At 69.8% G+C, this 25,972-nt stretch carries 21 protein-coding genes; 8 read left to right on the top strand and 13 right to left on the bottom strand.

Annotated elements, in window-relative coordinates; genetic code table 11:
* Positions 1-102 precede the first annotated feature (102 nt).
* Both CSR00_RS13090 and CSR00_RS13095 read right to left on the bottom strand, forming a co-directional pair.
* On the bottom strand, positions 103-1,416 hold the full coding sequence (locus CSR00_RS13090) for an MFS transporter (protein WP_099022838.1): 1,314 nt from the start codon (positions 1,414-1,416) through the stop codon (positions 103-105).
* A gap of 90 nt (positions 1,417-1,506) precedes the next feature.
* Positions 1,507-2,592, bottom strand: a complete 1,086-nt coding sequence (locus CSR00_RS13095) for an NAD(P)H-dependent amine dehydrogenase family protein (RefSeq protein WP_099022839.1) — start codon at positions 2,590-2,592, stop codon at positions 1,507-1,509.
* A 90-nt stretch (positions 2,593-2,682) separates the two neighbouring features.
* On the opposite strand from CSR00_RS13095, the gene CSR00_RS13100 reads away from it, so the two are divergent.
* The gene (locus CSR00_RS13100; RefSeq protein WP_099022840.1) at positions 2,683-3,426 is read left to right on the top strand and encodes a glucose 1-dehydrogenase; all 744 of its coding nucleotides are present in this window, start codon (positions 2,683-2,685) and stop codon (positions 3,424-3,426) included.
* A gap of 114 nt (positions 3,427-3,540) precedes the next feature.
* Here CSR00_RS13100 and CSR00_RS13105 read toward each other — a convergent pair whose 3' ends face one another.
* From CSR00_RS13105 to CSR00_RS13155, 11 genes are all read right to left on the bottom strand, one after another.
* Positions 3,541-4,965, bottom strand: a complete 1,425-nt coding sequence (locus CSR00_RS13105) for an aldehyde dehydrogenase family protein (RefSeq protein WP_099022841.1) — start codon at positions 4,963-4,965, stop codon at positions 3,541-3,543.
* A 27-nt stretch (positions 4,966-4,992) separates the two neighbouring features.
* Positions 4,993-6,708, bottom strand: coding sequence for a thiamine pyrophosphate-binding protein (locus tag CSR00_RS13110; protein ID WP_099022842.1), 1,716 nt, complete (start codon positions 6,706-6,708; stop codon positions 4,993-4,995).
* A gap of 18 nt (positions 6,709-6,726) precedes the next feature.
* Complete coding sequence (locus tag CSR00_RS13115) at positions 6,727-7,773, bottom strand: acyl-CoA dehydrogenase family protein (protein ID WP_099022843.1); 1,047 nt, start codon at positions 7,771-7,773, stop codon at positions 6,727-6,729.
* Complete coding sequence (locus tag CSR00_RS13120; RefSeq protein ID WP_099022844.1) at positions 7,770-8,948, bottom strand: acyl-CoA dehydrogenase family protein; 1,179 nt, start codon at positions 8,946-8,948, stop codon at positions 7,770-7,772. The genes CSR00_RS13115 and CSR00_RS13120 overlap by 4 nt, the downstream gene beginning before the upstream one ends.
* Entirely contained in the window at positions 8,945-9,919 is a 975-nt protein-coding gene (locus CSR00_RS13125) for an acyl-CoA dehydrogenase family protein (protein WP_099022845.1), read from the bottom strand. The genes CSR00_RS13120 and CSR00_RS13125 overlap by 4 nt, the downstream gene beginning before the upstream one ends.
* 5 nt (positions 9,920-9,924) lie before the next feature.
* Positions 9,925-11,121, bottom strand: coding sequence for an acyl-CoA dehydrogenase family protein (locus CSR00_RS13130; protein ID WP_099022846.1), 1,197 nt, complete (start codon positions 11,119-11,121; stop codon positions 9,925-9,927).
* Positions 11,122-11,131: 10 nt separating this feature from the next.
* Positions 11,132-12,307: a CaiB/BaiF CoA transferase family protein gene (locus tag CSR00_RS13135; protein ID WP_099022847.1), complete on the bottom strand. Its 1,176-nt coding sequence runs from the start codon at positions 12,305-12,307 to the stop codon at positions 11,132-11,134.
* Positions 12,300-13,226 carry an SDR family NAD(P)-dependent oxidoreductase gene (locus CSR00_RS13140; RefSeq protein ID WP_099022876.1) on the bottom strand — a complete coding sequence of 309 codons (927 nt, stop codon included), beginning with the start codon at positions 13,224-13,226 and terminating at the stop codon, positions 12,300-12,302. Before CSR00_RS13140 ends, CSR00_RS13135 begins: the two co-directional genes overlap by 8 nt.
* Positions 13,227-13,325: 99 nt before the next feature.
* A complete protein-coding gene (locus CSR00_RS13145; protein ID WP_099022848.1) occupies positions 13,326-15,185 on the bottom strand; it encodes a flavin-containing monooxygenase in 1,860 nt (619 codons plus the stop codon).
* The gene (locus CSR00_RS13150) at positions 15,182-16,516 is read right to left on the bottom strand and encodes an aromatic ring-hydroxylating oxygenase subunit alpha (RefSeq protein ID WP_099022877.1); all 1,335 of its coding nucleotides are present in this window, start codon (positions 16,514-16,516) and stop codon (positions 15,182-15,184) included. Before CSR00_RS13150 ends, CSR00_RS13145 begins: the two co-directional genes overlap by 4 nt.
* Positions 16,517-16,581: 65 nt before the next feature.
* A complete protein-coding gene (locus CSR00_RS13155; RefSeq protein WP_099022849.1) occupies positions 16,582-17,439 on the bottom strand; it encodes an SDR family NAD(P)-dependent oxidoreductase in 858 nt (285 codons plus the stop codon).
* 180 nt (positions 17,440-17,619) lie between these two features.
* Here CSR00_RS13155 and CSR00_RS13160 point away from each other — a divergent pair, with 180 nt between their 5' ends.
* From CSR00_RS13160 to CSR00_RS13190, 7 genes are all read left to right on the top strand, one after another.
* Positions 17,620-19,227 (top strand): SMP-30/gluconolactonase/LRE family protein, encoded by a 1,608-nt coding sequence (locus CSR00_RS13160; RefSeq protein WP_099022850.1) that lies wholly within the window; start codon positions 17,620-17,622, stop codon positions 19,225-19,227.
* A gap of 16 nt (positions 19,228-19,243) precedes the next feature.
* Entirely contained in the window at positions 19,244-19,984 is a 741-nt protein-coding gene (locus CSR00_RS13165; protein ID WP_099022851.1) for a GntR family transcriptional regulator, read from the top strand.
* Positions 19,981-21,576, top strand: coding sequence for an AMP-binding protein (locus CSR00_RS13170; RefSeq protein WP_099022852.1), 1,596 nt, complete (start codon positions 19,981-19,983; stop codon positions 21,574-21,576). The genes CSR00_RS13165 and CSR00_RS13170 overlap by 4 nt, the downstream gene beginning before the upstream one ends.
* Before the next feature lie 7 nt (positions 21,577-21,583).
* On the top strand, positions 21,584-22,387 hold the full coding sequence (locus tag CSR00_RS13175; protein ID WP_099022853.1) for an SDR family NAD(P)-dependent oxidoreductase: 804 nt from the start codon (positions 21,584-21,586) through the stop codon (positions 22,385-22,387).
* Positions 22,384-23,952, top strand: a complete 1,569-nt coding sequence (locus tag CSR00_RS13180; protein WP_407662438.1) for an AMP-binding protein — start codon at positions 22,384-22,386, stop codon at positions 23,950-23,952. The genes CSR00_RS13175 and CSR00_RS13180 overlap by 4 nt, the downstream gene beginning before the upstream one ends.
* Before the next feature lie 188 nt (positions 23,953-24,140).
* Entirely contained in the window at positions 24,141-25,232 is a 1,092-nt protein-coding gene (locus CSR00_RS13185) for a GGDEF domain-containing protein (protein ID WP_245905987.1), read from the top strand.
* A gap of 4 nt (positions 25,233-25,236) precedes the next feature.
* A complete protein-coding gene (locus CSR00_RS13190; protein ID WP_099022856.1) occupies positions 25,237-25,923 on the top strand; it encodes a DUF427 domain-containing protein in 687 nt (228 codons plus the stop codon).
* Positions 25,924-25,972 lie beyond the last annotated feature (49 nt).

Consider the following 25,972-nt stretch of genomic DNA (forward strand, 5'->3'; position numbering starts at 1 on the left):
AGGACGCTCCGTGGCGCCGGGGGCCGTCCCACACGCACACTCGATGCGGCCAGCACGGACGTGCGACCCCGGCGCGGGGCACCGAGGCAGCTCGGACGCGGGCTAGGTCCGGGCCCCGGCGGGCGCCGAGGCAGCCAGCGGCCGGCCCGCGGTTTCCCGCAGTGTCAGCACCACGGCCAGCGAGACCACCGCGGCGGCAACGACATAGAACGCCGGAGCCAGCGGGTTACCGGTGCTACCGGTCAGCCAGGTGACGATGTAGGGCGTGGTCCCGCCGAAGACCGCCACGCACAGGTTGTAGCCGACGGCGAAGCCGCTGTAGCGCACCCGGGTGGCGAACATCTCCACACCCGCCGAGACCGCCGCCGCGACGAAGGCCGACTCGATGACCGCCAGGCCACAGTGGGCCGCGATCGCGGCACCCAGTGAGCCGGAGTTCAGCAGCACGAACAGCGGGTAGCCGAGCACGGCGAAACCCAGCGCCCCGGCGATCAGCAGCGGCCGGCGCCCGATGCGGTCCGACAGCGAGGCCAGCGGCAGGATCAGCACCAACGCCACCAGGCTGGCGATCGTGCTGGAGGTGAACGCGCTGGCGGTGGAGAACTGCAGGGTCCTGATGAAGTAGGTCGGCAGATAGGCGAAGACCACGTAGTAGCCGACGTTGAAGATGATCATCACGCCGATCACCTGGAGGATCTGCCGCCAGGACGTCGTGACCGCCTCCCGCAGCGGCGATGTGGCGACGTTGTCGGATTCGCTGAGCTCCCGGAAGTCGGGCGTGTCCTCCAGCCGCAAGCGGATGTAGAGCCCGACGAGCCCCAACGGGGCGGCCAGCAGGAACGGGATGCGCCAGCCGAAGCTGTTCATCGCCTCGACCGTGAGCACCGCCTGCAGCGCGGTGATGGTGATCGATCCGATCAGGAAGCCGAGCACGCCGGACCACACCATGTAGGTGATCGTGCGGCCGCGGTGCCGGTCGGTGGCGTATTCGGCCAGATAGACTGCGCCCCCGCCGTATTCACCACCCGCGGAGAAACCCTGCACGCAGCGCAGCAGTAGCAGCAGCAGGGGTGCGGCCAGACCGATCGAGCTGTAGGTGGGCAGCAGCCCGATGGCCAGCGTGGCCCCCGACATCAGCAGGATCACCAGGGCCAGCACCTTCTGCCGGCCGATCCGGTCGCCCAGCGGGCCGAACACGAACCCGCCCAGCGGACGGACGAAGAACGCCGCGGCGAAGATCGCGAAGGTGTTCAGCAGCGCCGCGGTGTCGTTGCCCGCGGGAAAGAAATGCGCGGCGATGAAGGTGGCCAGAAACCCGTAGATGGCGAAGTCGAACCATTCGACCGCGTTGCCGATGGAGGCGCCCAGAATCACCCGTCGCAGTGTCGAGGCACCGGCGTCGGTGCGATCCGACATGAAAACCTCCCTCTCCGGCTACGAGAGGTCACTTTACAGTCAGCTGACTTAACCGGAACAGGGTTCACCCCATCGGGGGCGATCCCCGGCTCAGCCGCCGGCGGCGCGGTACACACCCGCCCCGGTGACCAGGGGCAGATCCAGCGTCGTGCGGATGCCGGGCGCGGCGGCCACCACGTCGGGAATGGCGTTGACGATGCGCCCGGCCGCCGCGAGGATCGCCGCGTAGTTGTGGTCGCCGCGGCCGCTGGTCGGGCAGATGTCCACGACGTAGGACGGCTCGCCGGTGATCTCGACGCGGTAGGAGCCACCGGGCTGAGCCGGCTGGGCCCAGTCCGGGCGCAGGTCACCGCGCACCCGGGTCACGTGCTCCACGACCACCACCGGGCGGGCGTCCACCATGCCGTTGATCTCGAACCGCACCGCCGCGACGGTCCCCTTCTCGATGACGCCGGTGGCGACCTCGATGTCCTCCGGCGCCGGTTCCAGTTCGTAGTGCTCGGTGATCGCGTCGATCTCCACGCCCAGGCCCGCGGCCAGCATCCGGATCGCCGTGCCCCAGGCGGCGCCGAGCACCCCCGGAAGGAACAGCATGCCCGGCCTGTCCATCGGATTCCCGAAGCCCATGACGACCGACATCACCTCGTCGCCGTCGTAGGTCGCGTAGTCGGCGATCTCCATGGTGCGCACCTGCTCGACACGCCGGCAGGTTCCCGTCAACGCGAACGGCACCAGGTCGGTGACGAATCCCGGGTCCACACCGGTGACGAACACGCTCGAATTGCCTTGACGTGCAGCGTCTTCCATCTTCGCGATGGCCTTGTCCGGCAGCGCGCCGCCCCACGGGTACTGCAGCCCGCCCGGGGCCGAGCCGACCACGTTCACACCGGCCGAGAGCGCGGCCATCACGTCGCGGGCCGCCTCGACGGGCCGGGTGTCGCCCATCGCGCAGTACACCAGGCAGTCCGGTCCGGTGGCCAGCACGGCGTCCAGCCCCCGCACGGCACCGATCCCCGTCGTGACGTCGAGCCCGGCCAGATCGCCGGCGTCGCGCCCCACCTTCTCGTCGGTGCACACGCCGACGGCCGTCAAGTCGAACCGCGGGTCCTCGATCAGCTGGAGCAACGCCAGCCGACCGCAGTTGCCGGTGCCGTAGAGCGCGACGCGGATAGCCATGCCTGGCAGTATGCGTGCCCGTTCCGAAAATTGGAACAGGTTCTAGTTTCTTCGCCGGGGGTTTCAGGGGGTGCGGTACCCTTTCGCCCCATGGGACGCGTGGACGGAAAAGTCGTACTTATCAGCGGCGGCGCGCAGGGCATGGGCGCCGCGCACGCCAAGATGCTCGTCGCCGAGGGCGCCAAGGTGGTGATCGGCGACATCCTCGACGACAAGGGTGAGGCGCTGGCCGCCGAGCTCGGCGACGCCGTACGCTACGTTCCCCTCGACGTCACCCAGGCCGATCAGTGGTCGGCCGCCGTCGACACCGCCGTGCAGGCGTTCGGCAAGCTCAACGTGCTGGTGAACAACGCCGGCGTGGTGGCCCTGGGCAAGATCGGCAAGTTCGATATGACCAAGTGGCAGAAGGTCATCGACGTCAACCTGACCGGCACCTTCCTGGGCATGCAGGCCGTCGTCGAGCAGATGAAGGCCGCCGGCGGCGGATCGATCATCAACGTGTCCTCCATCGAGGGCCTGCGCGGCTCGGTGATGGTGCATCCCTACGTGGCCTCCAAGTGGGCGGTGCGCGGCCTGGCCAAGTCGGCCGCCCTGGAACTCGGCAAGGACAACATCCGGGTCAACTCGGTGCACCCGGGCTTCATCCGCACCCCGATGACCAAGCACTTCCCCGACGACATGGTCACCGCACCGCTGGGCCGGCCGGGTCAGCCCGAGGAGGTCTCGACGTTCATCGTCTTCCTGGCCAGCGACGAGTCGTCGTTCGCCACCGGGGCCGAGTTCGTCGCCGACGGCGGCGTGGTGGCCGACGTCCCGCACAAGGACATTTTCTAGGCCGACATTTTCTAGTCCGACATTTTCTAGGCCGACATTTTCTAGGCCGATATTTTCTGACGTTCCCTCGGGGCCCGGCCCTCTCGGCGCCGGGCCCCGTTTCGTGCCGGACCGTCAGGACTGCGCGTAGCCCAGTACCGCCTTGGTCTCCAGGTACTCGTCGAAGCCGAAGCTGCTCCACTCGCGCCCGTTCCCGCTGCGCTTGTAGCCGCCGAACGGCGCGTTGAGGTCGAAGCCGTGGTTGATGGCCAGCGAGCCGGCCCGGATCCGTCGGGCCACCGCGCGCGCGGCGTCCAGATCGGCCCCCGAAACATAGCCGGCCAGACCGTATTCGGTGTCGTTGGCGATCTCCAGCGCCTGGTCGATGTCGTCGTAGCCCAGGATGCACAGCACCGGACCGAAGATCTCCTCGCGCGCGATCGTCATGTCGTTGCGCACGTCGGAGAACACCGTCGGGCGCACGTAGTACCCGGTGTCGAGGCCCGCGGGCCGGCCGGTTCCGCCGGCGACGACCGTGGCACCCTCGTCGATGCCCTTCTGCAGCAGCCCCTGAATCTTGTCGAACTGCGCCTTGGAGGCCACCGGCCCGATCGCCGACTTGTCTCCGGGATCGCCGACCTTGACTCCCTCGATGACCCCACGGGCGATCTCGGTCGCCTCGTCCATCCGCGAGTTGGGCACCAGCATCCGCGACGGTGCGTTGCAGCTCTGTCCGCTGTTGAGCATCATCACCGTGACCCCGGCGGCCACGCTCTTGGCGAAGTCCTCGTCGTCAAGGACGATGTTGGGGCTCTTGCCGCCCAGCTCCTGGGTCACCCGCTTGACCGTCGGCGCGGCGTTGCGCGCCACCTCCACCCCGGCCCGGGTGGATCCGGTGAACGACACCATGTCGATGTCGGGATGGCTCGACAGCGCGACACCCACACCGGGTCCGTCGCCGAACACCATGTTGTAGACGCCGGCGGGAACGCCTGCGGCGTCGAGGATCTCGGTGAAGACCTGCGCCGAGTAGGGGGCCACCTCCGAGGGCTTGAGCACCATGGTGCAGCCGGTGGACAGCGCCGGGAAGACCTTGCAGGCGATCTGGTTGATCGGCCAGTTCCACGGCGTGATCAGCCCGCACACCCCGATGGGCTCCTTGACCACCAGCGTGGGGCCCAGCTGCTCCTCGAACGCGAAGTTCTTCAGCACGTCGATGGCGGTGGCCAGGTGACCGGCGCCCATCGCCACCTGCGGACCGGCCGCCAGCGACGGCGGGGCGCCCATCTCCTCGGTCACCGCGTCGGCCAGGTCGGCCGACCGGTTCTGGTACTCGGCCTGGATCGCCTGCAGGACGTCCAGACGTTCCTCCCGGCTGCTCTGCGACCAGGTGGCGAACGCCCTGCGCGCCGCGTGCACCGCCTTGTCGACGTCGGCGGCGGAGCCGATGGCGATCCGGCCGGAGACCTGTTCGGTGGTGGGGTTGTCGACGTCGAGCGTCCGGGGCTCGACCGGGTCGACCCACTTCCCGTCGATGTAGAACTTCAGATACTCACGCATGGGTTCACTCTCCCCTAGATGACGTGCCTACTGGGTGCCTTCTGCATACCAGGTGCGGAACCGGTCGTACTTGGGCATCTCCTCGGAATTGGCCTTCGGGTCGATGCAGACATGCACGACGGCGGTCTTGCCGCTGGCGTAGGCCCGCTCGATGGCCGGACCGATCTCCTCCTCCTTCTCGACATATTCGCCGTGGCAGCCGAAGCCCTCGGCGATCCTGTCGAACCGCACATCCTTGCTCCAGTGCACCCCGGGCTGCGGCGACGGCTGGGCGAAGGTGCGCTTGTAGACGCCGACCTCCAGGCCCCACTGGTGGTCGACGCCGACCACACACACCAGCGGCAGGTTCTGCCGGGCCGCGGTCTCCAGTTCGGCGATGTGGAACAGGAACGCCGAATCGCTGGTCAGCAGCATGACCGGCCGCTTGCCGCCCTCGGCGACCGACGCGCCGACCGCATACGGCAGCCCGGTGCCCAGGTGGCCGAAGTTCTGGTTCCAGATGACGTCCCGCGGCTTGGTCTGCGAGTAGGTCCACTGGAATATGACCGTGGCGCCGCCGTCGCGCACCATGATGCCGTCCTCGGTGAACGCGTCGAACGCCTTGGTCGCCTCCACCACGAAGCGCGCCGGGTGCACCGGGGTGCGTCCGCTCGGGGCCTCGTCGGCCACCCGCGCCAGCTCGGCCGCGTCGGCCTTGACCAGAGTCTCCAGGCTGGACGAGGCGGTGCGCGGGGCCTCCCGCAGCGCCTCGACGAGCTGCGGGACCACCCCACGCAGATCGCCGACCAGCGGCACGTCGATCGGCCGGTTGACGCCGATGGCGGTCGGGTCCTGTTCGACGAGCACCCATTTGCGGTGGGCGTCGTTGTCGGCCCAGTGCTGGGTCCGCCCGTAGTGCATCGGTTCGCCGAGTTCGGTACCCAGCGCGACGCACAGGTCGGATTCCTCCACGGCCTGGTTGGCGGCCGGGGAGAACAGGTAGGGGAACGTCCGGTCGGCCAGTCCCGGGATGAACGAGGTGCCGCCGGAGGTCTGGATCACCGGGCAGGCCATCAGCTCGGCCAGCTCCTTGACCTGCTGCTGGGTCCGGGAGGTGTGCACGCCGTGCCCGACCAACAGGATCGGGCTCTTGGCCTCGCGGATCAGCTTGACCGCCGCGGCCACCTCGGCCGTGCCCGCCCCCTGGTTCACCAGCCGGTAGACCGACGGCTCGGGCGCCGCCGCGACGTCCAGCTCCTCGAGGATGACGTGCGAGGGGAATTCGACGTAGGACGGGCCCGGGGTGCCCGACATCGACCTGCGGATCGCCTCGTGGATGATCTCGTCGGTCTGATCGGCGTACTCGATGGAGCTGCTGTACTTGACCGACGGCGCGAACAGCCCCTCCTGCTGCACGAACTGGATGCGGCCACGGCGGACGCGCCGCTCGGTGACGCGGGCGCGCTGGCCGCCGAGGAAGATCACCGGGGAGTTCTCCACCAGCGCGCACATCATGGCGCCGGCGATGTTGGCCACACCCGGTCCCAGCGTCCCGATGCACAGTCCGGGGTTCCCGGTCATCCGGGACGCCGCCTCGGCCATGAACCCCGCGGAGAGCTCGTGGTGCGGGGCCACCACCGACCAGCCGCGGGCCTCGGCCTCGCTGAACATGTGCACGAAGTTGGGGTCGGGGATGCCGAACAGCGTGTTCACGCCCTCGGCCTCGAACAGGTCGAGAATGCGCTTGTAGACGGGAACGCCCATGGAAACTCCTTGTGTCCGTTATCGATATCGGTGTGCGAGTCGTTGTCGGTGCGCCGCCGGGGAGCCGAACAGCGCACGGTTGAGGGTGGCTCGTTTGAGATAGACGTGGACGCCGCTCTCCCACGTGTAGCCGATGCCGCCGTGCAGCTGCATGGCCTTGCCGACGATGCCGACCGCGGCGGTCCCGGCGTGCGACTTGGCCATCGCCGTGGCGACCTGCGCGTCGGGTGAGTTCTGTGCCACCGCCCGCACCGCCGCCGAGACCAGCCGGCGCGACACCGACAGCTGCACCAGCATGTCCGCACACGCGTGCTTGACGGCCTGGAACGACCCGATCGGCCGGCCGAACTGGTGACGCACCTTGGCATACGACACGGTGGCGGCCAGCATGGCCTCGGCCAATCCGATGCTGTCGCAGGCCACCGCGACCGCCGCGCGATCGCGGACCCCGGCCACCGCCGCCGCCGGGTCACCACCGAAGCGCAGCACCGCGGCGTCGTCGACGCGCACCCCGTCGGCGGCCACCACGGCCAGCCGGCGGGTCTCGTCGAGCACCGGCTGGGGTGTCACGGTCGGGCCGGTGTCCCCGGTGGCCGGGACGTCGACGAGCACCGGGCCGGCGGTGGTATCGCAGTCGTCGGCGACGATCAGCAGCCGGTCGGCCCCCTCTGCATCGCAGACGAATTCGGCCCGCCCGGCCAGCAGGCCGTCCCGCAACCGGAAGCCGTCGAGCACGACGGCGCTCCGCAGCTCCCCGGTGGCGACGCCGCTCAGCAGCCCGTCGCGGCGGCCGCCGGCGACCACCGCGCGCAGCGCCCCCGCCGGCAACACCACGCCACCGAGATGGCTGCTGGCCGCCGCGCTGCGGCCCAACTCCTCGGCGATGACGGCCACCTCGGTGAAAGTGGCACCCGCACCGCCGAATTCGTCGGCGATCTCCAGACCGGTCCAGCCGGCGTCGACGAGCACCTGCCATCCCACGGCGCCGTCCTTGGCCAGCAGTTCGGCTGCCACCGAACGCAGTTCGTCGTGGAACTCCGCGAAATCCGAAACCTCGACGCTCATCGGGCACCGCTCGGTTCCCGGGGCAGCCCCAGGCCGCGCTCGCCGATGATCGTGCGCTGGATTTCACTGGCCCCGCCGGGGATGGTCCATTCCCACGACCCGATGAAGTCCAGCACCCAGGCCCCGGATTCCCAGCCGCTCGACATCGGCTTGGCCAGCTCGGTGTGCGCGCCCAGCCCGGCGACCTCGGCGGCGAAATCGGTCATGCGCTGCAGCAGCTCGCTGTAGTAGAGCTTGACGATCGACGCGTCGGCCGGTCCCGCGGTCCCGGCCTCGCTGCGCTGCACCAGGTCCCGGCAGAGCCCCCGCAGCCCGGTCAGTTCGGTCTCGAAACCCGCCAGCCGGTCGGCCACCACCGGATCGTCGGCCGGGCAGCTGCGCACCAGCCAACCGAACCCACCCTGACTGAGCCGCTCGGCCAGTTCCAGCATCGTCATCCCCCGTTCGGCGCCCAGCGTCGCCTGGGCCACCTGCCAGCCGGCGTTCTCGGCACCCACCAGGTTTTCCGCCGGGACCACGACGTCGTTGAGGAAGATCTCACAGAAGTGCGAGTCGCCGAGCGCGTTGCGGATCGGGCGCACCTCGACGCCCGGGCTCGTCATGTCCAGCAGGAAGTACGAAATGCCCTTGCGCTTGGGGGCGTCCGGATCGGTGCGGGCCAGCAGCAGACACCAGTCGGCGTATGCGCCGCCGCTGGCCCACAGCTTCTGCCCGTTGACCACGAAGTGGTCGCCATGAGCACCGTCGCGACGGGCCGTGGTGCGCAGCGCGGCCAGGTCGGAACCGGCCTCGGGCTCGGAGAATCCCTGCACCCAGATCTCGCCGTCGAGGATCGCCGGCAGGTGGCGGCGGCGCTGCTCGTCGGTTCCGGCGTGCAGCAGGGTGGCCGCGGCATGGTGGATTCCGACGAAGGCCAGCACCAGCCGCGGGGCGTCGTGGGCGGCCAGTTCCTGATACAGCACGACCTGTTCGGGCACGCCCATGCCGCCGCCCCACTCGGCGGGCCAGTGTGGCACGGCGAAGCCCGCGCGGTGCAACTCGGCGAACCAGGCTCGTTGGAAGGCCACGAACTCCGCTGCGCCGACACCGGTCTGGGCGGCCCGCCAGTCCGCCGGTACGTGCTCGCCGCACCAGGATCGGACCTCGGCGCGGAAGTCTTCGAGTTCGGTGCTCACCGCCGCCCTCCCGAGGAGGGGAACAGCCCGGTCAGCCCGCGCCGGTCGATGCGCCGGGTGAGCTGATCGCGGGTCGCCGAGAGCCCGAAGGGCAGCCGGCGCAGGGGCTGGCTGTGCCGGGACAGCCACGACAGGGTGGTCTCGTCGCAGAATCCCACCGCGCCGTGCAGCTGGTGGCAGACCCGGAAGACCACCTCGGCGGCTTCGATCGCGGCCATCCGCAGCGCCAGCGCGTCATCGATGGCGGTATCGGTGGCCGGGTCGGTGTCCGTGTGGGTGGCCGGGTCGGTGCCGTCACCGTCGAGGCTGCACAGGGCGTGGCGGGCCAGGATGTCCAGGCCGCTGCGCTCCACCTCGGCGTCGGTCAGCTGGAACTGCACCCCCTGGAAACTCGACAGCGGCTGACCGAACTGCTTGCGCAGGCGCACGTGATCGAGGGTGAGTTCGAGGGCACGGTCGATCATTCCGAGCAGTGTCCAGCACGGCAGCACCAGTGCCAGCGCCAGATCGCCGACCCCCCGGCCGTCGAGCCCGGACAGCTCCAGGCCCGTCACGAACGCCGGGCCGATGTGCGGCCCGCGCCCGGCCAGGCTGCGGGCGCCGTCGATCGTGACGGCGGCCCACCGCCCCGACAGACCACCGAGGGCCGCCTCGGGCCGGTCGGCGGAGACGACCACGAGGCCCTCGACATCAAGGTCCTCCGGTCGGGACAGCCGCTCGGCCACCGGGTAGGGCAGCGCCCAGTAGCCGGCGGCGCGGCACAGCGCCGCGGCCGCCTCGCGCGAGTCGGCGTCGTCGCGCGGCGACAGGTCCCAGGCCCCCAGCTCGTCGAGAATCGCGGCCACCCGGGTGTCCCGGGTCTCGGGCTTGGCCTCGGCGTCCTGCACCAACTGGTCGCCACCGGCGGCCTGCAGTGCGCGCCGGGCCTGGCGGCCGAACTCGTCGGCCTCCGCGCTGAGTTCGAGATGCACCGCTGTCACCGCCCTTCTGCCAGCAGGGCACGCGAGAGCAGGATGCGCTGCATCTCGATGCTGCCCGAGGAGACGGTCGAGGCCTGGGAGTACCGCCAGTGGTCCTCCACCTCGGCGCGGAAGTGCGCCCGGTCCATCACGGCATCCGGCGGGGTCTCGCCGTCCTCGGGGAGCCCCGCGACGATCTCCGTCAACACTTCGGCGCTGTCCTGGTCCAGCCGGGTCACCGCGATCCGGTAGGCCGCTGCGTCGCCGGGTTTGACCTGCCCCGCGTTCTGCAACTCGACGACCCGGTAGGCCATCAACCGGGCCCGCCGGCAGTGGGTGAGCATCCGCGTCCAGCGCCCGCGCAGCTCGGCGGGCAGCCGGTCCCAGTGCTCACCGAGCACCGACGGCGCGGCCATCAACAGCCGCTCACACCGGGCGTAGCGGGCGATCCCCGTGCGCTCGAAGGACATCACGTCCGCGACGATCGACCAGCCCTGGCCGACCTCGCCGAGGACGTCGGCGTCGGTCACCCGCAGATCGTCGAAGAAGACCTCGTTGAGGTGGTGGGGCCCCAGCATGGTGCGGATCGGGCGGACCTGGATGGCCGGATCGTCCATCGGGACCAGGAAGATCGTGAGTCCCTGCTGCTTCTTCCGGGTCTCACCCTCACCGATCCGCGAGGTGCGGGCGAGCAGGAAGCACCACTGCGCCATCGTCGCGTAGGACGTCCAGATCTTCTGGCCGTTGACCAGCCAGCCGCCGGGGTCCTCGGGGTCCCTGCGGGCCAGGGTCCGCAGCGAGGCCAGGTCCGAACCCGCTTCGGGCTCGGAGAATCCCTGGCACCAGATCACCTCCCCCGCCGCGATCGGGGGCAGATGCTTGCGTTGCTGCTCGGGGGTGCCGTGCCGCATGAGGATCGGCCCGACCCAGTTGACTCCCATGTACTGGGCACCGCGAGGCTCGTGATGGGCCCACATCTCCTCGCGCACCACGGTCTGTTCCCAGACCGACGACGCCCGCCCGCCGAACTCCTCGGGCCAGGACATGCACAGCAGGCCCCGCTCGGCCAGCAGGCGGCAGAACTGCTGTGCCGCTTCCAGATCGGCCGGGTCGTCGGTGAAGGCCCCCAGGAAGTCGGGTGGCATGTGTGCGGACACCAGTTCGCGGAGCTGCCCGCGCAGCGCGGTGGCCGCCGGGCCGAGATCGAAGTCCATCGCGCCTCCCCTACCCCGAGCCCAGCACCGGTTCGGTCCCGGTGTCGCTCAGCCCGAGCTCGGCGAGCACCGCCGCGGTGTCGGCGCCCAGTTCCGGGGCCGGACCCTGGACGTGGCCGGGCGTGGCGGAGAACCAGGTCGGCACACCGGGGAAGCGGACCGGGCCGTGCGGCGTCTGCACCGTCTCGAACAATCCGACGGCGGCCAGATGTGGATCGTCGAACAGGGCGCCGGGGGTCCGGATCGGTGCCGCGGGAATCTCCAGCTCGCGAAACAGCGCCAGCCACTCGTCGGTGGTCCGCTCGGCGAGCGTCTGGGCCACCAGCCCGTAGACGGTGTCGATCTGGCGGGCCCGCCGCTCCAGCGTGGCGTACATCTCGCTGGCCCACGGCGGTTTGACCGCGTCGACGAAGGCGTTCCAGTGCTTGTCGTTGTAGATCAGCGCGGCGATCTGGCCGTCCTTGGTCGCGTACGGCCGCCGGTTGGGCGCGACCGTGCGCGGGTACACCGCGGGGCCCAGCGGAGGGTCGAACATGGCGCCGTTGGCGTGCTCGACGAGCATGAACGAGGCCATCGTCTCGAACATGCTGACCTCCACCTCCTGGCCCTCCCCGGTGCGCTCCCGGTGGAACAGCGCCATCATGGTGGCGTAGAGGGCGGTCAGCCCGGCGACCTTGTCGGCCATGATCGTTCCGACGTAGTTCGCCTCACCGGTGAGCTGTTGCTGGACGGCGGGCAGCCCGCACTCGGCCTGGATGGTGTCGTCGTAGGCGGGCCGGTCGGCTTCGGGTCCGCGCCGCCCGTACCCGTAGCAGTTGGTGTAGACGATTCCCGGGTTGATCGTGGACACCTCGGCGTAGCCGAAGCCGAGCTTGGCCACCGCCTTGGCGCGCATGGAATGGATGAACACGTCCGCGGTCTCGATCAGCGAACGCAGTGTGCTCTTGCCGAAGTCGGTGCGCAGATCCAGGACCACGCTGCGCTTCCCGCGGTTGACGTTGACGAACACACCGCTCATCCCCGGCGCGGGACCCACCGAGATGAATCGGGTGTTGTCGCCGTCGGGTGGCTCGATCTTGATGACGTCGGCACCCATGTCCGCCATGATCTGGGTGCAGTAGGGGCCCATCACCATGGCGGTCAGGTCCACCACGCGTATCCCCTGGAGCGGGCCGCCGTCAGCCATGCGAAGCAGCCTCCCGCGCGGCCATGTCGAAGCTGTACCCGACATGCGCGGCATGACCGTCGGGAACGACCGGGAAGGCCACCGAATCGGAGGTGTCGCGGATCCGTTCGATCTGCTCGGCCACCTGCTCGACCGACCACGACGGTCGGTACACCCCCGGCGTCTCGGCGATGTAGGCGCGGGCGACCCGACCGGCGATGGCGATGAACATCTCGCCGGTGACCGAACAGCTTTCATGGCTGAGCCACCCGACCGCCGGGGCCACCAGATCCGCCCCCATCGGCGGATAGGCGGCGGTGTCCAGTCCCTCGGCCATCCTGGTGACCGCGCCCGGAATGATCACGTTGCTGGTCACGTTCGAGGCCGCACCCTCGATGGCGGCCACATTCGACAACCCGATGATGCCCGCCTTGGCCACCCCGTAGCTGGCGACATCGCGGTTGCCGTAGATCCCGCCGATCGACGACGTCAGCACGATTCGGCCGTAGCCGGAGCTGCACATCTGCGGAAATGCCTCCCGGACAACGTGAAAGGCGCCGCGCAGGTGCACGTCGAGAACCGCGTCGAAATCGTGGTAGGACATCTCGGCCAGCGGCGCCCGGCGCACGTTGCCGGCGTTGTGCACCAGGATGTCGAGGCGGCCGAAGTTGTCCAGCGCGGACTCGATGATCGCCCGCCCGCCCGTCACGGTCGCCACGGTGTCGGTCGAGACGATCGCCTCACCCCCGGCCGCGATGATTTCGCGGACCACCTCCGCGGCCGGGCCGGCGTCGAGGCCCTCGCCCGTGAGGCTGCCGCCGATGTCGTTGACGACGACCCGGGCACCTCGCGATGCCAGCAGGAGCGCGTAGGCGCGGCCCAGCCCCCGGCCGGCGCCGGTCACCACGGCGACGCGGCCGTCGAATCTCAGCTCAGACATCAGCTCAGACATCAGCCCAGACATCTCTGTGTGCCCCTGCCCATCGCACGGCGGCCCCGCCCGTGCTGGGCCGTGCATCCATCCACATCGGCTGTCCCGTCAACTTCCCAGCACCAGGCCGTCGAGGTCTCCCTTGGCCCTCCACTGCGCGATCAGCTCGTCGAACGCGTAGAAGCCGGGCGAGTAGAAATCGCCCAGGAAGCCACCGTTGTTCTCCGCCGCCCCACGGCCCTCGTTGTTGTAGTAGCCGGGGGTGCAGGCAAGTTCGAACGCCGAGTTGTCGATCGCCAGTTCGCGGACGGTGTTGACCCAGTTGTCCTGGCCCTCCTGAGACGGCTCCACCGTCCTTGCCCCACGCTTCTGCGCCTCGGCGATGAGATAGGCGATGTGTTCGGCCTGCTGCTCGAACATCGCCGTGGTGTTGGCCGACACCCCGCCCTGGATGAACCCGAGAAAGAACTGATTGGGGAAGCCCCGGCTCGTCATCCCGTGCAGCGTCTTGTAGCTGTCGTGCCAGTAGTCGAACAGCGACAGCCCGTCACGACCCTCGATGACGTCGATCGCGTACCGGCGGCTGATCTCGGTGGAGATCTCGAACCCGCTGGCGAAGATCACGCAGTCGACCTCGTACTCGACACCGTTGGCCACGATGCCCTTCTCCGTGAGCCGTTCCACTCCCTTGGAATCGGCGACGTCGACCAGCGTCACGTTGGGCAGGTTGAAGGCCGGCAGGTAGGTCTCGCTCGAGCACGGCCGCTTGCACATGAACCGGTAATACGGTTTGAGGGCCTCGGCGGTCTGCGGATCCTCGACCAGGCTTTCGACGCGGCGCCGTAGCCGCTCCATGATCTTGTAGTCCTCTTCCTCCCGGATCGCCATGATCTCCTCGACACCCAGCGATGCGGGGTCCGGGCTGGCCGCGATCCGGGCGGTCATGTTGCGGCCGAGTTCGGTCCAGAAGTCGCACACCAGATCCGGCTCGCCGAACACCACGCCGACGAACGGCGACCAGTTGTGGAAGTTGCGTTTGCGCTCCTCCTGCCAGCCCGGCGGCAGCGCGGCCGCCCATTCCGGATCGGTGGGCGTGTTCTCCCGCATGTCCACCGAGGACGGGGTCCGCTGGAACACGAACAGCTGCTTGGCATCCCGGCCCAGATGCGGTACCAGCTGGACTCCCGTGGCGCCGGTGCCGACCAGGGCGACCCGCTTGTCGGCGAGTTTGTGCAGGCCGCCGCTCGCGTCGCCGCCGGTGTAGTCGTAGTCCCACCGCGCGGAGTGGAAGGCATGCCCGCCGGCGTCCAGGTACTCCTTGATGCCGGGGATACCGGGGAGCTTCGGCTTGTTGTAGGAGCCCTGGGCCATCACGACGAAGCGCGCGCGGATGTCGTCCCCGCGGTTGGTCGTCAGCCGCCAGCGCTTGATCTTCTCGTCCCAGCGCATCGTCTCCACCTGGGTCGAGAAGATCGCGCCGTCGTAGAGGCCGAAGTGCTTGCCGATCGCCTGGCAGTGCCGGAAGATCTCGGCGCCGTCGGCGAACTTCTTGCTCGGCATGAAGTCGAGTTCCTCGAGCATCGGGACGTAGCAGTAGGCGTCGTTGTCGCACTGGATGCCGGGGAAGCGGTTCCAGTACCAGACCCCGCCGAAATCACCGGCCATGTCGATCACCCGGACGTCGCCGACACCCGCCTTCTTCAGGTAGGCGCCGGAGAGTAGACCCCCGAAGCCACCGCCGAGCACCACGACCTCGATGTCCTCGTCGATCGGGTCACGGTCGACGACCGGCGTGTACGGGTCTACCTCGTAGAGGTCGGCCAGGTCACCGTCGAGTTCGAGATACTGTGCCGCACCCTCTTTGCGCAGCCGCCTGTCGCGCTCCCGGGCGTACTTGGCCCGCATCGCGTCGATGTCGACGTCCTGCGGCACATCGGTGGGGCCACAGCCGGTTTCCGTGGTGGTCATTCGCTCTCCTTCGTGAGCTCACGCGGCTCGCCGGTGCCCATGTACTTCGACAGCTGCTCGTGCAGGTTGACGGTGCTGCGCTCGCGGTACGGATTGGGCAGGGTGCCCGGGAAGCCCATGGATTTCATGCCCCGTTGCACCGCGGCCATGTTCGAGAAGTCCTGTGGCAGAACGGAACGCCAGTTCGGGTCCCCGGGCGGCGTGTACTCCCACTCGGTCTGCGGCTCTTCGCCTTTCGGGTACAGCTCGAAGACCGAGACTTCGAAGATGCACTTGTCGGGATCGTAACTCGGGTCGGGCCGGGCGCTGTAGCACAGCGCAACGGTCAGGCCCTGTCCGATCTGGAAGTTGGGGAAGATCTGCCATGCCGTGCCGCTCTGCCCCAGGATGTCGGCGGGAATGGTCGGCCAGATGACCCCGCGTGCCTCGTCGTCACGGCGCGCCGAGGCCAGCCAGTGCTCGAGCACCTTGTCGGCGGGAGTGCCCTCGGGGAGCTCGTCGACGAGCCGTTTGGCGGCGTTCACCAGCGTCTCGGTGGTGGAGGTGTTGGTCTCCTCCATGGTGTAGATCTGCATCTCGGCGGTCGATATCCGCGGATCCGCACCGCTACCGAGCCGGATCTTGGACTTGGTGGCCTCCATGTCCTTCGGCGCGTCGTAGCCGATGTTGCTGTGCTTGCCCTGCGCCTTGGCCCAGCCCTTGAACTCCCCGAACTTGTTGAACTCCGGGTGTGTGGTGAAGACGTGGTAAGTCTCGTTGAAGGCCTCCAGCGCGACCTTCCAGTTGCAGTCGAAGTTCAGCCACTTGCGCCACTTGAACCGCATGTTCTCCAGTCCGAACGGGTCGAGAATCTTGGCGGCCGGGTGCAGGTAGTCGGCCAGCGACTCGCAGTCCGGATCCATGTTGATCCACAGCCAGCCGCCCCAGGTGTCGACCCGCACCGGAGCCAGATGGGTGTTCTCACGCGTGAGCGCGCCCTTCCAGTCCTCCTGTTCGCGGATGTGGGTACACGCCCCGTCCAGTCCGTACGTCCAGCCGTGGAATCCGCAGACGAACGACTTGCGGGCCCGGCCCAGCGCGTTCTTGGCGCCCGGCGGCACGTCGATCAGCCGCCGGCCGCGGTGCATGCACACGTTGTGGTGTGCCGCAAATTCACTCGGTCCGGTCCGCACCACGATGATGGAGTCGTCGAGGATGTCATAGGTGAGGTAGCTGCCCACCTCGGGCAGCTCCTCAATCCGGCCCACCTGCTGCCACACCTTGCGCCACAACCGATCTCGCTCTGCGCGGGCGTACTCCGGCGAGATGTAGGCGTCGGCGCCGATGGTCATCGGCTCCGAGAGCTGCTCGGCGGCCTCGGCTGCGTTCTCGGTGAAGCTGTTGGTGATGTTGTCGGTCACGTTGCCTCCCAACTGGTGATGGCTGCCCGGAAGGACTCGTCCTTGAGGAACAGCGAGGTGTTGTCCGCACCCAGGTGTGTCCACCGCAGGTCGAGCCCGCCGTCGACGAGCAGGGTCTGTCCGGTGATGTAGCTGGACTGCTCGGAGAGCAGGAACAGGATCGCCGCGGCCTGCTCCTCGGGGCGCCCGCGCCGGCCCATGGCGATGGCCCGCCGGTCGCGCTCCGGGTCGTCGTCGACGTAGGTTCCCGACGCGGGGGTCTGCGTCACCCCGGGGGCGACGGCGTTGACGCGGATGCCCTCGGCGGCCAGCTCGACGGCCATGGTCCGGGTGGCCGCCACGACCGCGGCCTTGGCGGTGCCGTAGGCGATGTGCAGTGGCGCGGTGTTCATGCCGCTGATCGAGGAGACCGACACGATGGAGCCGGGCCGGCGGAGTGCCCGCAACTCGGCCGCCACCGCCTGGCTCATGAAGAACATGGTCTCGAGGTTCCCGGTGAACAGCTCGCGCCAGTCGGCCCTGCTGACCCGGGTGGCCGGCATCCACGTCGCCGGTGCCGCGCCCCCGGCGACGTTGACCAGCCCGTAGAGCTCGCCGTCGGCCCGGCGGGCGGCCTCCAGGGTGGTCGCGACGCCCTCGTCGGTGGCCGCGTCGGCCACCACCGGCAGCACGGACAGCCCCTCCTCGGCGAGTGGGTCGATGTGTCGCCGCAGGTTCTCCGGCGACCTGCCCACCGCGACGACGGTCGCCCCGGCCCGGGCCACCAGCCGCGTCACCGCGGTGCCGATACCGCCGCCGGCCGCCCCGGACACCACGACGACCCGGCCTTCCAGCCCCAGCAGATCCCGGTCCATGCCTGCTACCGCCCCCGCCGCGGTCGCGGTATTGTCCGGACAAAAAATGACCTTGCGCTCATCGGAGAACATCCTTCTCCACTGCGTGCTAACGAGTCAAGGCCCGATATGGCGGCAGATCCGCGCTATTGTCTGGACCATTGGGGGTTGATAGGGTCACGTGCCGTGATAGGCGGATCGATGACGCGCTCTGGCCGATTTCCCTCCCAGCCCGGCAGCTCTGCCGGTTGGCAGGTGCAGCCACTGACCCCCGCCAGCCGGCTGTTCGGATCCAACGGCCTGCGCACCGGTCCCGACGGAAGGGTCTACGTCGCCCAGGTCACCGGGAGCCAGATCAGCGCGGTGGACCTCGACACCGGCGAGGTCGACGTCGTGAGCCCCAAGGGCGGTGCCGTCGTGGCACCCGACGACGCGGCCTTCGACTCGCAGGGATCGATGTTTGTCACCGAGGTGATGGACGGCCGCGTCAGCGTGCTCGACGGCGACCGCACCCGGGTGCTGCGCGACGACCTGCCGGTGGCCAACGGCATCACCGTGTATCGGGACCGGCTGTTCATCGGCGAGTGCCGCGAGGGCGGACGGATCCTCGAGCTGGACCGGGCCACCGGTCGGGAGCGCATCCTGCTGGAGAACGTTCCCTCCCCCAACGCCATGGAAGTGGGGCCCGACGGGCTGCTGTACTTCCCGGTGATGGGTGCTAACGAGATCTGGCGCATCGATCCCGACGCCGAGGGACCCTGCCGGCCGCAGCGGGTCGCCGGCGATCTCGGCGTGCCCGACTCGGTGAAATTCGACTCCGACGGCAGCATCGTGTCGACTCAGGTGGCGACCGGCGAGGTGCTGCGCGTGGATCCACGCACCGGCGAATCGACGGTGCTGGCCACCTTGAGCCCGGGTCTGGACAATCTCACCTTCGGCAGTGGCGCCCACCGGGGCCGGCTCTTCGTCTCGAACTTCACCGGGGAGATCACCGAGATCCTGGGCCCGGGCAGCACCCGCACCCTGCTGCCCGGCGGGCTGAACTGGCCGCTGGATCTCGCGGTGGGCGACGACGGGGTCCTCTACATCGCCGACGGCACGTTCTTCTACGCGCTGCGTGACGGCGCGCTGCAGACCATCGGGATGCTGTTCAGCCCCGGCTATCCGGGGTTCCTGCGCGGTGTGACGCCGGCCGGGGGCGGGCATTTCGTCGTCACCACCTCGGGCGGGCAGGTGGCCCGCTACCGGCCCACGGACAGTGAAACCGACTATCTGGCAGATGGTTTCGATCAGCTCTACGGGGTTGACCTGGCTCCCGACGGGTCGGCCGTCGTCGCCGAACTCGGTACCGGCCGAGTGTTGTCGGTGACCGCGGGCAACACCGAGGTGCTCGGTTCCGGGCTGGCCGACCCCGTCGGGGTCCTCGTGGACACGTCGGGGTCGGTGCTGGTCACCGAGGCCGCGGCGGGCCGTGTGGTCAAGCTGGCCGGCGGCCGGGTCCAGACCGTGCTCGACGGCCTGGACACGCCGCACGGGCTGACCGAGCTCGGCGGAGCGCTCTACGTCGTGGACGCCGGCGCCAAGACCGTCGTCGAGTTCGACCCCGCGACCGGCTCGCGGACGGCCATCGCCTCCGGCCTACCGATCGGCGCCCCGCCCGGAGTCGTCCCCAAGCCTCTGCTCGGCATGCCCCCGTTCTCCGGGCCGCAGGGCCCGTTCGCCGGCATCACCGCCGGCCCGGACGGGACGCTGTACGTGTCCGCCGACGGCGACGGCAGCGTGCTGGCGCTGCGACCGCCGGCGCGATGACGGGCGGCCCCATGCGATGACCGACGTCCGCACCTCCGATCCGCGCTACCTGCAGGTCGCGCACACCCTCCGGCAGGAGATCGTCGACGGGGTATACCCCGTCGGCTCTCAGCTGCCCACCGAACACGAACTGTGCGAACGGTTCTCGGTCAGCAGATACACCGTCCGGGAGGCCCTGCGCAGGCTCCGCGAGGACAACCTGATCCTGTCCCGCCCGCGGGCCGGCACCCTGGTGATCCCGCGCGCCTCGGCGAACTCCTACGCCCAGGACGTGATGTCGATCGACGACCTGATGGCCTTCGCCACCGGCGCCCGCTTCGTCATCGACACCAACAAGATGATCACCGTGGACCGCGAACTCGCCGAACACACCGGGCTGACCGCGGGTGAGCAGTGGCTGGCCGTGCGCGGGGTGCGCCAGGTCGACGGCGCCGGCGTCCCGGTGTGCTTCACCGAATACTTCATCAACCGGTCGTTCGCCGCGGTCGGCCGGCTACTGCAGCGGCACAACGGGCCGATCTTCCCGCTGATCGAGGACATGTTCGGCCGGGGGATCGTCGAAGTGCACCAGGAGATCTCCGCGGTGCTCATGCCCGGGGAACTGGCCCCCCGGCTGGCCGTGGAGGCCGGCAGCGCGGCACTGGAACTGCGTCGCATCTACCGCACCTCCGACGGCGAGACCGCCCAGATCACCATCAACACCCACCCGGCGTCGCGCTACCGCCATTCGATGACGATGCGGCGGGTGAAGGGATGACCGCGGTGCCGCCGATCTCACCGACGTCACCGCTGGCCGCCGAAGCCAGGGCGCAGGCCTACCGGCGGGGGCTGTGGACCGCCGACACCCTGGCCGACGCGCTGCACCGGGCCGCCGTGACCACCCCCGGCCGCGAGCTGGTCGTCGGCGGTGACGTCCGGCTCGACGCCGCGACGCTGTACCGGCAGGCCGGCACGCTGGCGCACGCGCTGCGCGCCCGGATGGCCGCCGGCAGCGTGGTGTCGTTCATGCTGCCGAACTGGCATGAGGCGGCGGTGGTCTATCTCGGTGCCACGCTGGCCGGCATGGTGGTCAACCCGATCCTGCCCTCCCTGCGCGATCACGAGCTGACCTTCATCCTGACCGACGTCGACAGCCGGATGATCTTCGTGCCCGGGGTGTTCCGCGGCCACGACTACGCCGCGATGCTGGCCCGGGTGGCCACGGGGTGCGACGATCCGCCGGAGATCGTCGTGGTGCGCGGCACCGGACACACCCCGTACCCCAGCCTGTTCGAGAACCCGCCCGGGGCCGACGCGACCCCGCCGGCGCCACCGCATCTCGACCCCGACGCGGTACGCATGGTCATGTACACGTCTGGAACCACCGGCAAGCCCAAAGGGGTTCTGCACACCCATAATTCGCTGCACGCGCTGATCCGCCAGATCGGCGAGCACTGGCGGGTCGATCCCGGTGACAGGTTCCTGGTGCCCTCGCCCATCGCCCACATCGGTGGTTCCATCTACGCCTTCGAATGCCCGCTGCTGCTGGGCAGCACCGCGGTGCTGATGGAGCGGTGGGACCCCGACGCGGCGGTGGCGGCGATGATCGGCGAGCGGTGCACCCACATGGCCGGGGCCACCCCGTTTCTGTCCGGGCTGCTGGCCGCCGCCGAACGCACCGGCACCCGCCTGCCCCACCTCAAGGTCTTCATCTGCGGCGGCGCCTCGGTACCGCCGTCGCTGATCCGCACCGCCACCACCTATTTCGACCATGCCGTGGTCAGCAGGGTGTACGGGTCCACCGAAGTCCCGGTCACCACGGTCGGCTCCACCGCACCCGGCGACGTGGACCACGCCGCCGACACCGACGGCCGGCCCGGGATCGCCGAGATCAGGATCGTCGACGGTGAGATCCGCGCCCGGGGGGCCCAGATGCTGCAGGGCTACCTCGATCCCCTCGACAGCGCGGCCGCCTTCGACGCCGACGGTTATTTTCGCACCGGCGACCTGGGCACCTGGGTGGACGGCGACTACCTCGTGGTCACCGGCCGCGCCAAGGACATCATCATCCGCAACGGCGAGAACATCTCGCCCAAGGAGATCGAGGACATCCTCGCCACCGCGCCCGGGATCGCCGAGATCGCCGTGGTGGGCGTGCCGGATCCGCGCACCGGCGAGCGGGCGTGCGCGGTCGTCGTGCCGGAGCCGGGCGCCGCCCCCGGACTCGAGACGATGCGCGAGGCACTCGCAGCACGCGGGGTGGCCGCATTCAAGTTCCCCGAGCGCATCGAGCTCTGGGACTCGTTGCCCAAGAACGATGCGGGCAAGGTGCTCAAGCACCAAATCAGGGCGGCACTTGTCGAAGGGTGAGAACGGCATGCAGGGTGCACAGCAGACACAGGTGGCGATCGTCACGGGCGCCAGCAGCGGCATCGGTTTCGGGTGCGCGGTCAAGCTCGCCGAGGCGGGCATGGCGGTGCTCGGCACCGGCCGCGACCCCGACCGGCTCGCCGAGCTGACGCGGGCGGTCACCGAGGCCACCGGCGACCCGGAGCGCGTCGCGACCGTCGCGGTGGATCTGACCGCCGATGACGGCCCGGGCCGCATCGTCGACGCGGCGGTGCAACGGTGGGGCCATGTCGACTTCCTGATCAACAACGCCGGGGTGGGCAGCCCGAAGCCACTGCACGAGACCGACGACGAGACCCTGGACTACTTCCTGGGCCTGATGCTGCGGGCGCCGTTCCGGATGGCCCGCGACGTGCTGCCGCACATGGGCCCGGGCTCGGCGATCATCAACATCACGTCCACCTTCGCGGTGGTCGGCGGGTTGCGCGGCGGCGCGTACTCGGCGGCCAAGGGCGGATTGACCGCGCTGAGCACCCACATCGCCTGCCAGTACGGCCCGCAGGGCATCCGGTGCAATGCGGTGGCGCCCGGGGTCACCGTCACGCCGATGGTCGAGCACCGCCTCGAAGACGAGCGGTTCCGCAAGATCAACACCGAGATGACGCCGCATCAACGGCTGGGCCGGGTGGACGACATCGCCAGCACGGTGGCGTTCCTGTGCTCGCCCGGCGGCAGCTTCATCAACGGGCAGACGATCGTCGTCGACGGCGGCTGGAGCTCGACGAAGTACCTCTCCGACTTCGCGATGTCGTCGGAGTGGGTCGCCCGGTGAGCATCTTCAGCGTCCTCGATCAGGCCGCGACCCGTTTCCCCGACCACGGCGCGCTCTACACCGGCCGACGACAGGTCTACACGTGGACACAGCTGCGCGAACGGGCGCTGCGCCTGGGCACCGCGCTGCGTGCGCGCACCGGGGCGGGCGCGCGGATCGCCGTGGCCAGCGAGAACCGGCCGGAGATCGTCGAGCTGATGTTCGGCATCTGGGCCGCCGGGTGCGTGTTCGTGCCGCTGAACTACAAGCTGCACGCCCGCGAGATGGCCCAGATCCTGGCCGACTCGGGCGCCACGCAGGTGTTCGCCTCACCGGCGATCGCCGCGGGCCTGTCCGCCGCGATCGGGGAGGTCCCGGAGATCGGGGCACCGGTGACCGTGCTGGGCACCCCCGCCTACGAGGAGCTCTTCCACCCGGCCGGCGCGGCACCGGCCGTCGTGGGACCGGCCGTCGTGGGACCGGCCGTCGTGGGACCGGCTGAGGTCGATCCCACGGCGCTGGCCTGGCTGTTCTACACCAGCGGCACCACCGGCCGGTCCAAGGGCGCCATGCTCTCGCACCGCAACCTGACGGCGATGACGGTGGCACACCTGGCCGACATCGACGACCCGGACCACCGCTGCAGTCTGGTGCACGCGGCCCCGATGTCGCACGGGTCGGGCCTGTACATCCCCGCCTACGTCCTGCGCGGCGCCCGGCAGGTGGTCCCCGCGTCCGGGGCCTTCGACACCGACGAGTTCCTCGACCTGTGCGCAGATCATCCGGGCTGCGCGGCGTTCCTGGCGCCGACGATGGTGCAGCGGCTGGTGGCCACCGGCCGCGGCAGGCCCGCCAACCTGCGCACCGTCGTCTACGGCGGCGGCCCGATGTACGTCGAGAGCCTCAAACAGGCGATGGCCGCCTTCGGCCCGGTGTTCGCGCAGATCTACGGCCAGGGCGAGTCGCCGATGACGATCACCGGATTGCGCCGCGCCGACCACGAGGCGGCCTTCACCGGCGAGAACACCGGCGAGAACACCGGCGAGAACGAGGCCGTGCTGGGGTCGGTCGGCTACGCCCGTTCCGGTGTCGAGGTGGTGGTGCGCGGTCCCGACGGCGCACCCGCCGCTCCCGGCGAGATCGGCGAGATCGTCTGCCGCGGCGACGTCGTGATGTCCGGGTACTGGAACAACCCGGGGGCCACCGCCGAGACCCTGATCGACGGGTGGCTGCACACCGGTGACATGGGGTCCTTCGACGGCCGGGGATTCCTGACCCTGCGGGACCGGTCCAAGGACGTCGTGATCAGCGGCGGCAGCAACATCTATCCGCGGGAGGTGGAGGAGGCGCTCATGGAGCATCCCGGCGTGGCCGAGGCCTGCGTCGTGGGTGCGCCCGACCCCGAGTGGGGCGAGGTCGTGGTGGCGTTCATCGTGGGCGGGGCCGACCCGGCCGGCCTGGACCGGCATTTGCTGGACCGGATCGCGCGGTTCAAGCGGCCCAAGCGGTACGAGTTCGTCGACCAGCTGCCCAAGAACAGTTACGGCAAAGTCCTCAAACGGGAACTGCGCACCCGGCTGTCCTGACGGGGGCGTCAACGGCAGGCTCTGCGGGTCTGTCCCCGCCTGCCGCAGCTTGGTACCGTGTCCATCACGAGTCGGATACGCATTCGATGCCCCCCGTTCATCGCCGGTGAGCTCGAGGGTGCGCAGGGAGGCGCTCGATGCTGAAGGCGTTATATCGCTGGTGGAATCACCCGGACCACTATTACTGGGTGACCGCCAACCTGGCCGCGCGCGGGGTGCAGCGGCCCACCCAGCGGCTCCTGGCGGGGACCCTGATCGGCCTCGGCGTCCTGGCGCTGGCCATGCTGGCCAGCCCGGCGGGCGCCCACGGTGACACCGCCCGGCTGGTGGTCGTGGTGGCGGCGGTGTTCTGCATGGCCGTGGGACTGCTCTGGGTGCGCGCCGGCTGGCCGTCCCGCCGGGCCTCGACCGTGTCGGTCGTGCTGGCCGCCTTCGCCGTCCTGGCGATCTGTGTGCTGCAGACCCACCCCGTCGCCGGGCTCCTGGGTTGTGTGTCCTTCGCGGTGCTCACCGCCTACGCGGCGTTCTTCCACAGCGCGCGGATGGCGCTGGTCACCATGCCGCTGGCCGTCGCGGCGACGGGAATCCTGGCCTACCGGCTGGCCGCCTCCGGGGACATCGTGTGGGCGGTGTGCGCCGCGGTGTTCGTGATCTTCGCGTGCGCCGCCGTCCCGTTCGCCTGCCACGCGGTGGTGCTGCTGCTGGGTGTGGAGACCCTCAGCATCGGCATCGATCCTCTCACCGGACTGCTCGGCCGGGCCGCGTTCTACCGCCGCACCGGCGAGGTCATCGCGGCCCGCGGCCGCATCGACGACTGCTACCTGGTGATCCTGGTGGTCGCGCTGGACAACCTGAACCTGCTCACCGACACCGACGGGCCCAGCGCCTGCGACCGCGCCCGGGTCTCCATCGGCCAGGTGCTGCGCGAGACCACCCGCAGCACCGCCGTGGTCGCCCATGACGACAAGGGTGACGCCGCGGAGTTCCTCATCGCCGACACGTTCCCCAACACCGATTCGACACCGTTGGAGGAACGGGTCCGCGGGGCCATCGCCAGCACCCCGCCGCGGCTGACGGCCAGCATCGGCGTGGTGGCCACCCCGATGCGCGGGCTGGCCGACTGTCCCCCCGAGGGACTGCTCGACGAGCTCATCGAGCTGGCCCACGGCGCGATGGCCGAGGCCCGCCGGGCCGGGGGCAACCAGGCCTACCACATCGTGTGCGCCACACCCAACGCACTGACCGACAAGAACCGGTTCGACACCGACGACGCATGGTGACCGGGTGAGCCTGGTCGCCGGGCGCGGACCGCTGGGGCCCGACCGCGCGGGCTGGTTCTCGGCGCCCGTCCCGAGCCCGATCGCCTACACCGAACCGCATCCGCGCCGGATCCAGGCCATCGTCGGCGGGCGAACCGTGCTGGACACCGAACGGGCCCTGATGGTGCACGAGGCGGGCCGGGCGCTGCGCTACGCGTTTCCCGAATCCGAGGTCGGCGAGTTGCCGCACACCCCCGAGCCGCACGCTCCGGGCTACGTCAGCGTGCCCTGGGAGGCGGTCGATACCTGGCTGGAGGAGGGTCGCCGACTCGTGCACTATCCGCCCAACCCCTACCACCGGGTGGATTGCCGGCCCACGACCCGGCGGCTGCGGGTCACCGCGGCCGGCACCACGCTGGTCGACACCGACGACACGATGATCCTGTTCGAGACATCGCTGCAGCCCCGGCTCTACGTCTCGCCGGACCGGGTCCGCACCGAGCTGCTGCGCCCGACCGGGACCAGCAGTTACTGCAACTACAAGGGCTACGCCACCTACTGGGCGGCCGTGATACCCGGCCCGGCCGGGGACACCGTCATCGACGACGTGGCCTGGAGCTACGCCGAGCCGCTCGCCGAGAGCGCGGCGGTGGCCGGATTCCTCAGCTTCGACGCCGCCAAGGCGGACGTCGTGGCCGAGCTGCCGGACTGATCCCGCCGGACCGGCGGCGTCCGGCACACCGTGAACGTGGCCCGGACGG

Origin of the sequence: Mycolicibacterium palauense, assembly GCF_002592005.1 — a bacterium.
GTDB lineage: Bacteria > Actinomycetota > Actinomycetes > Mycobacteriales > Mycobacteriaceae > Mycobacterium > Mycobacterium palauense.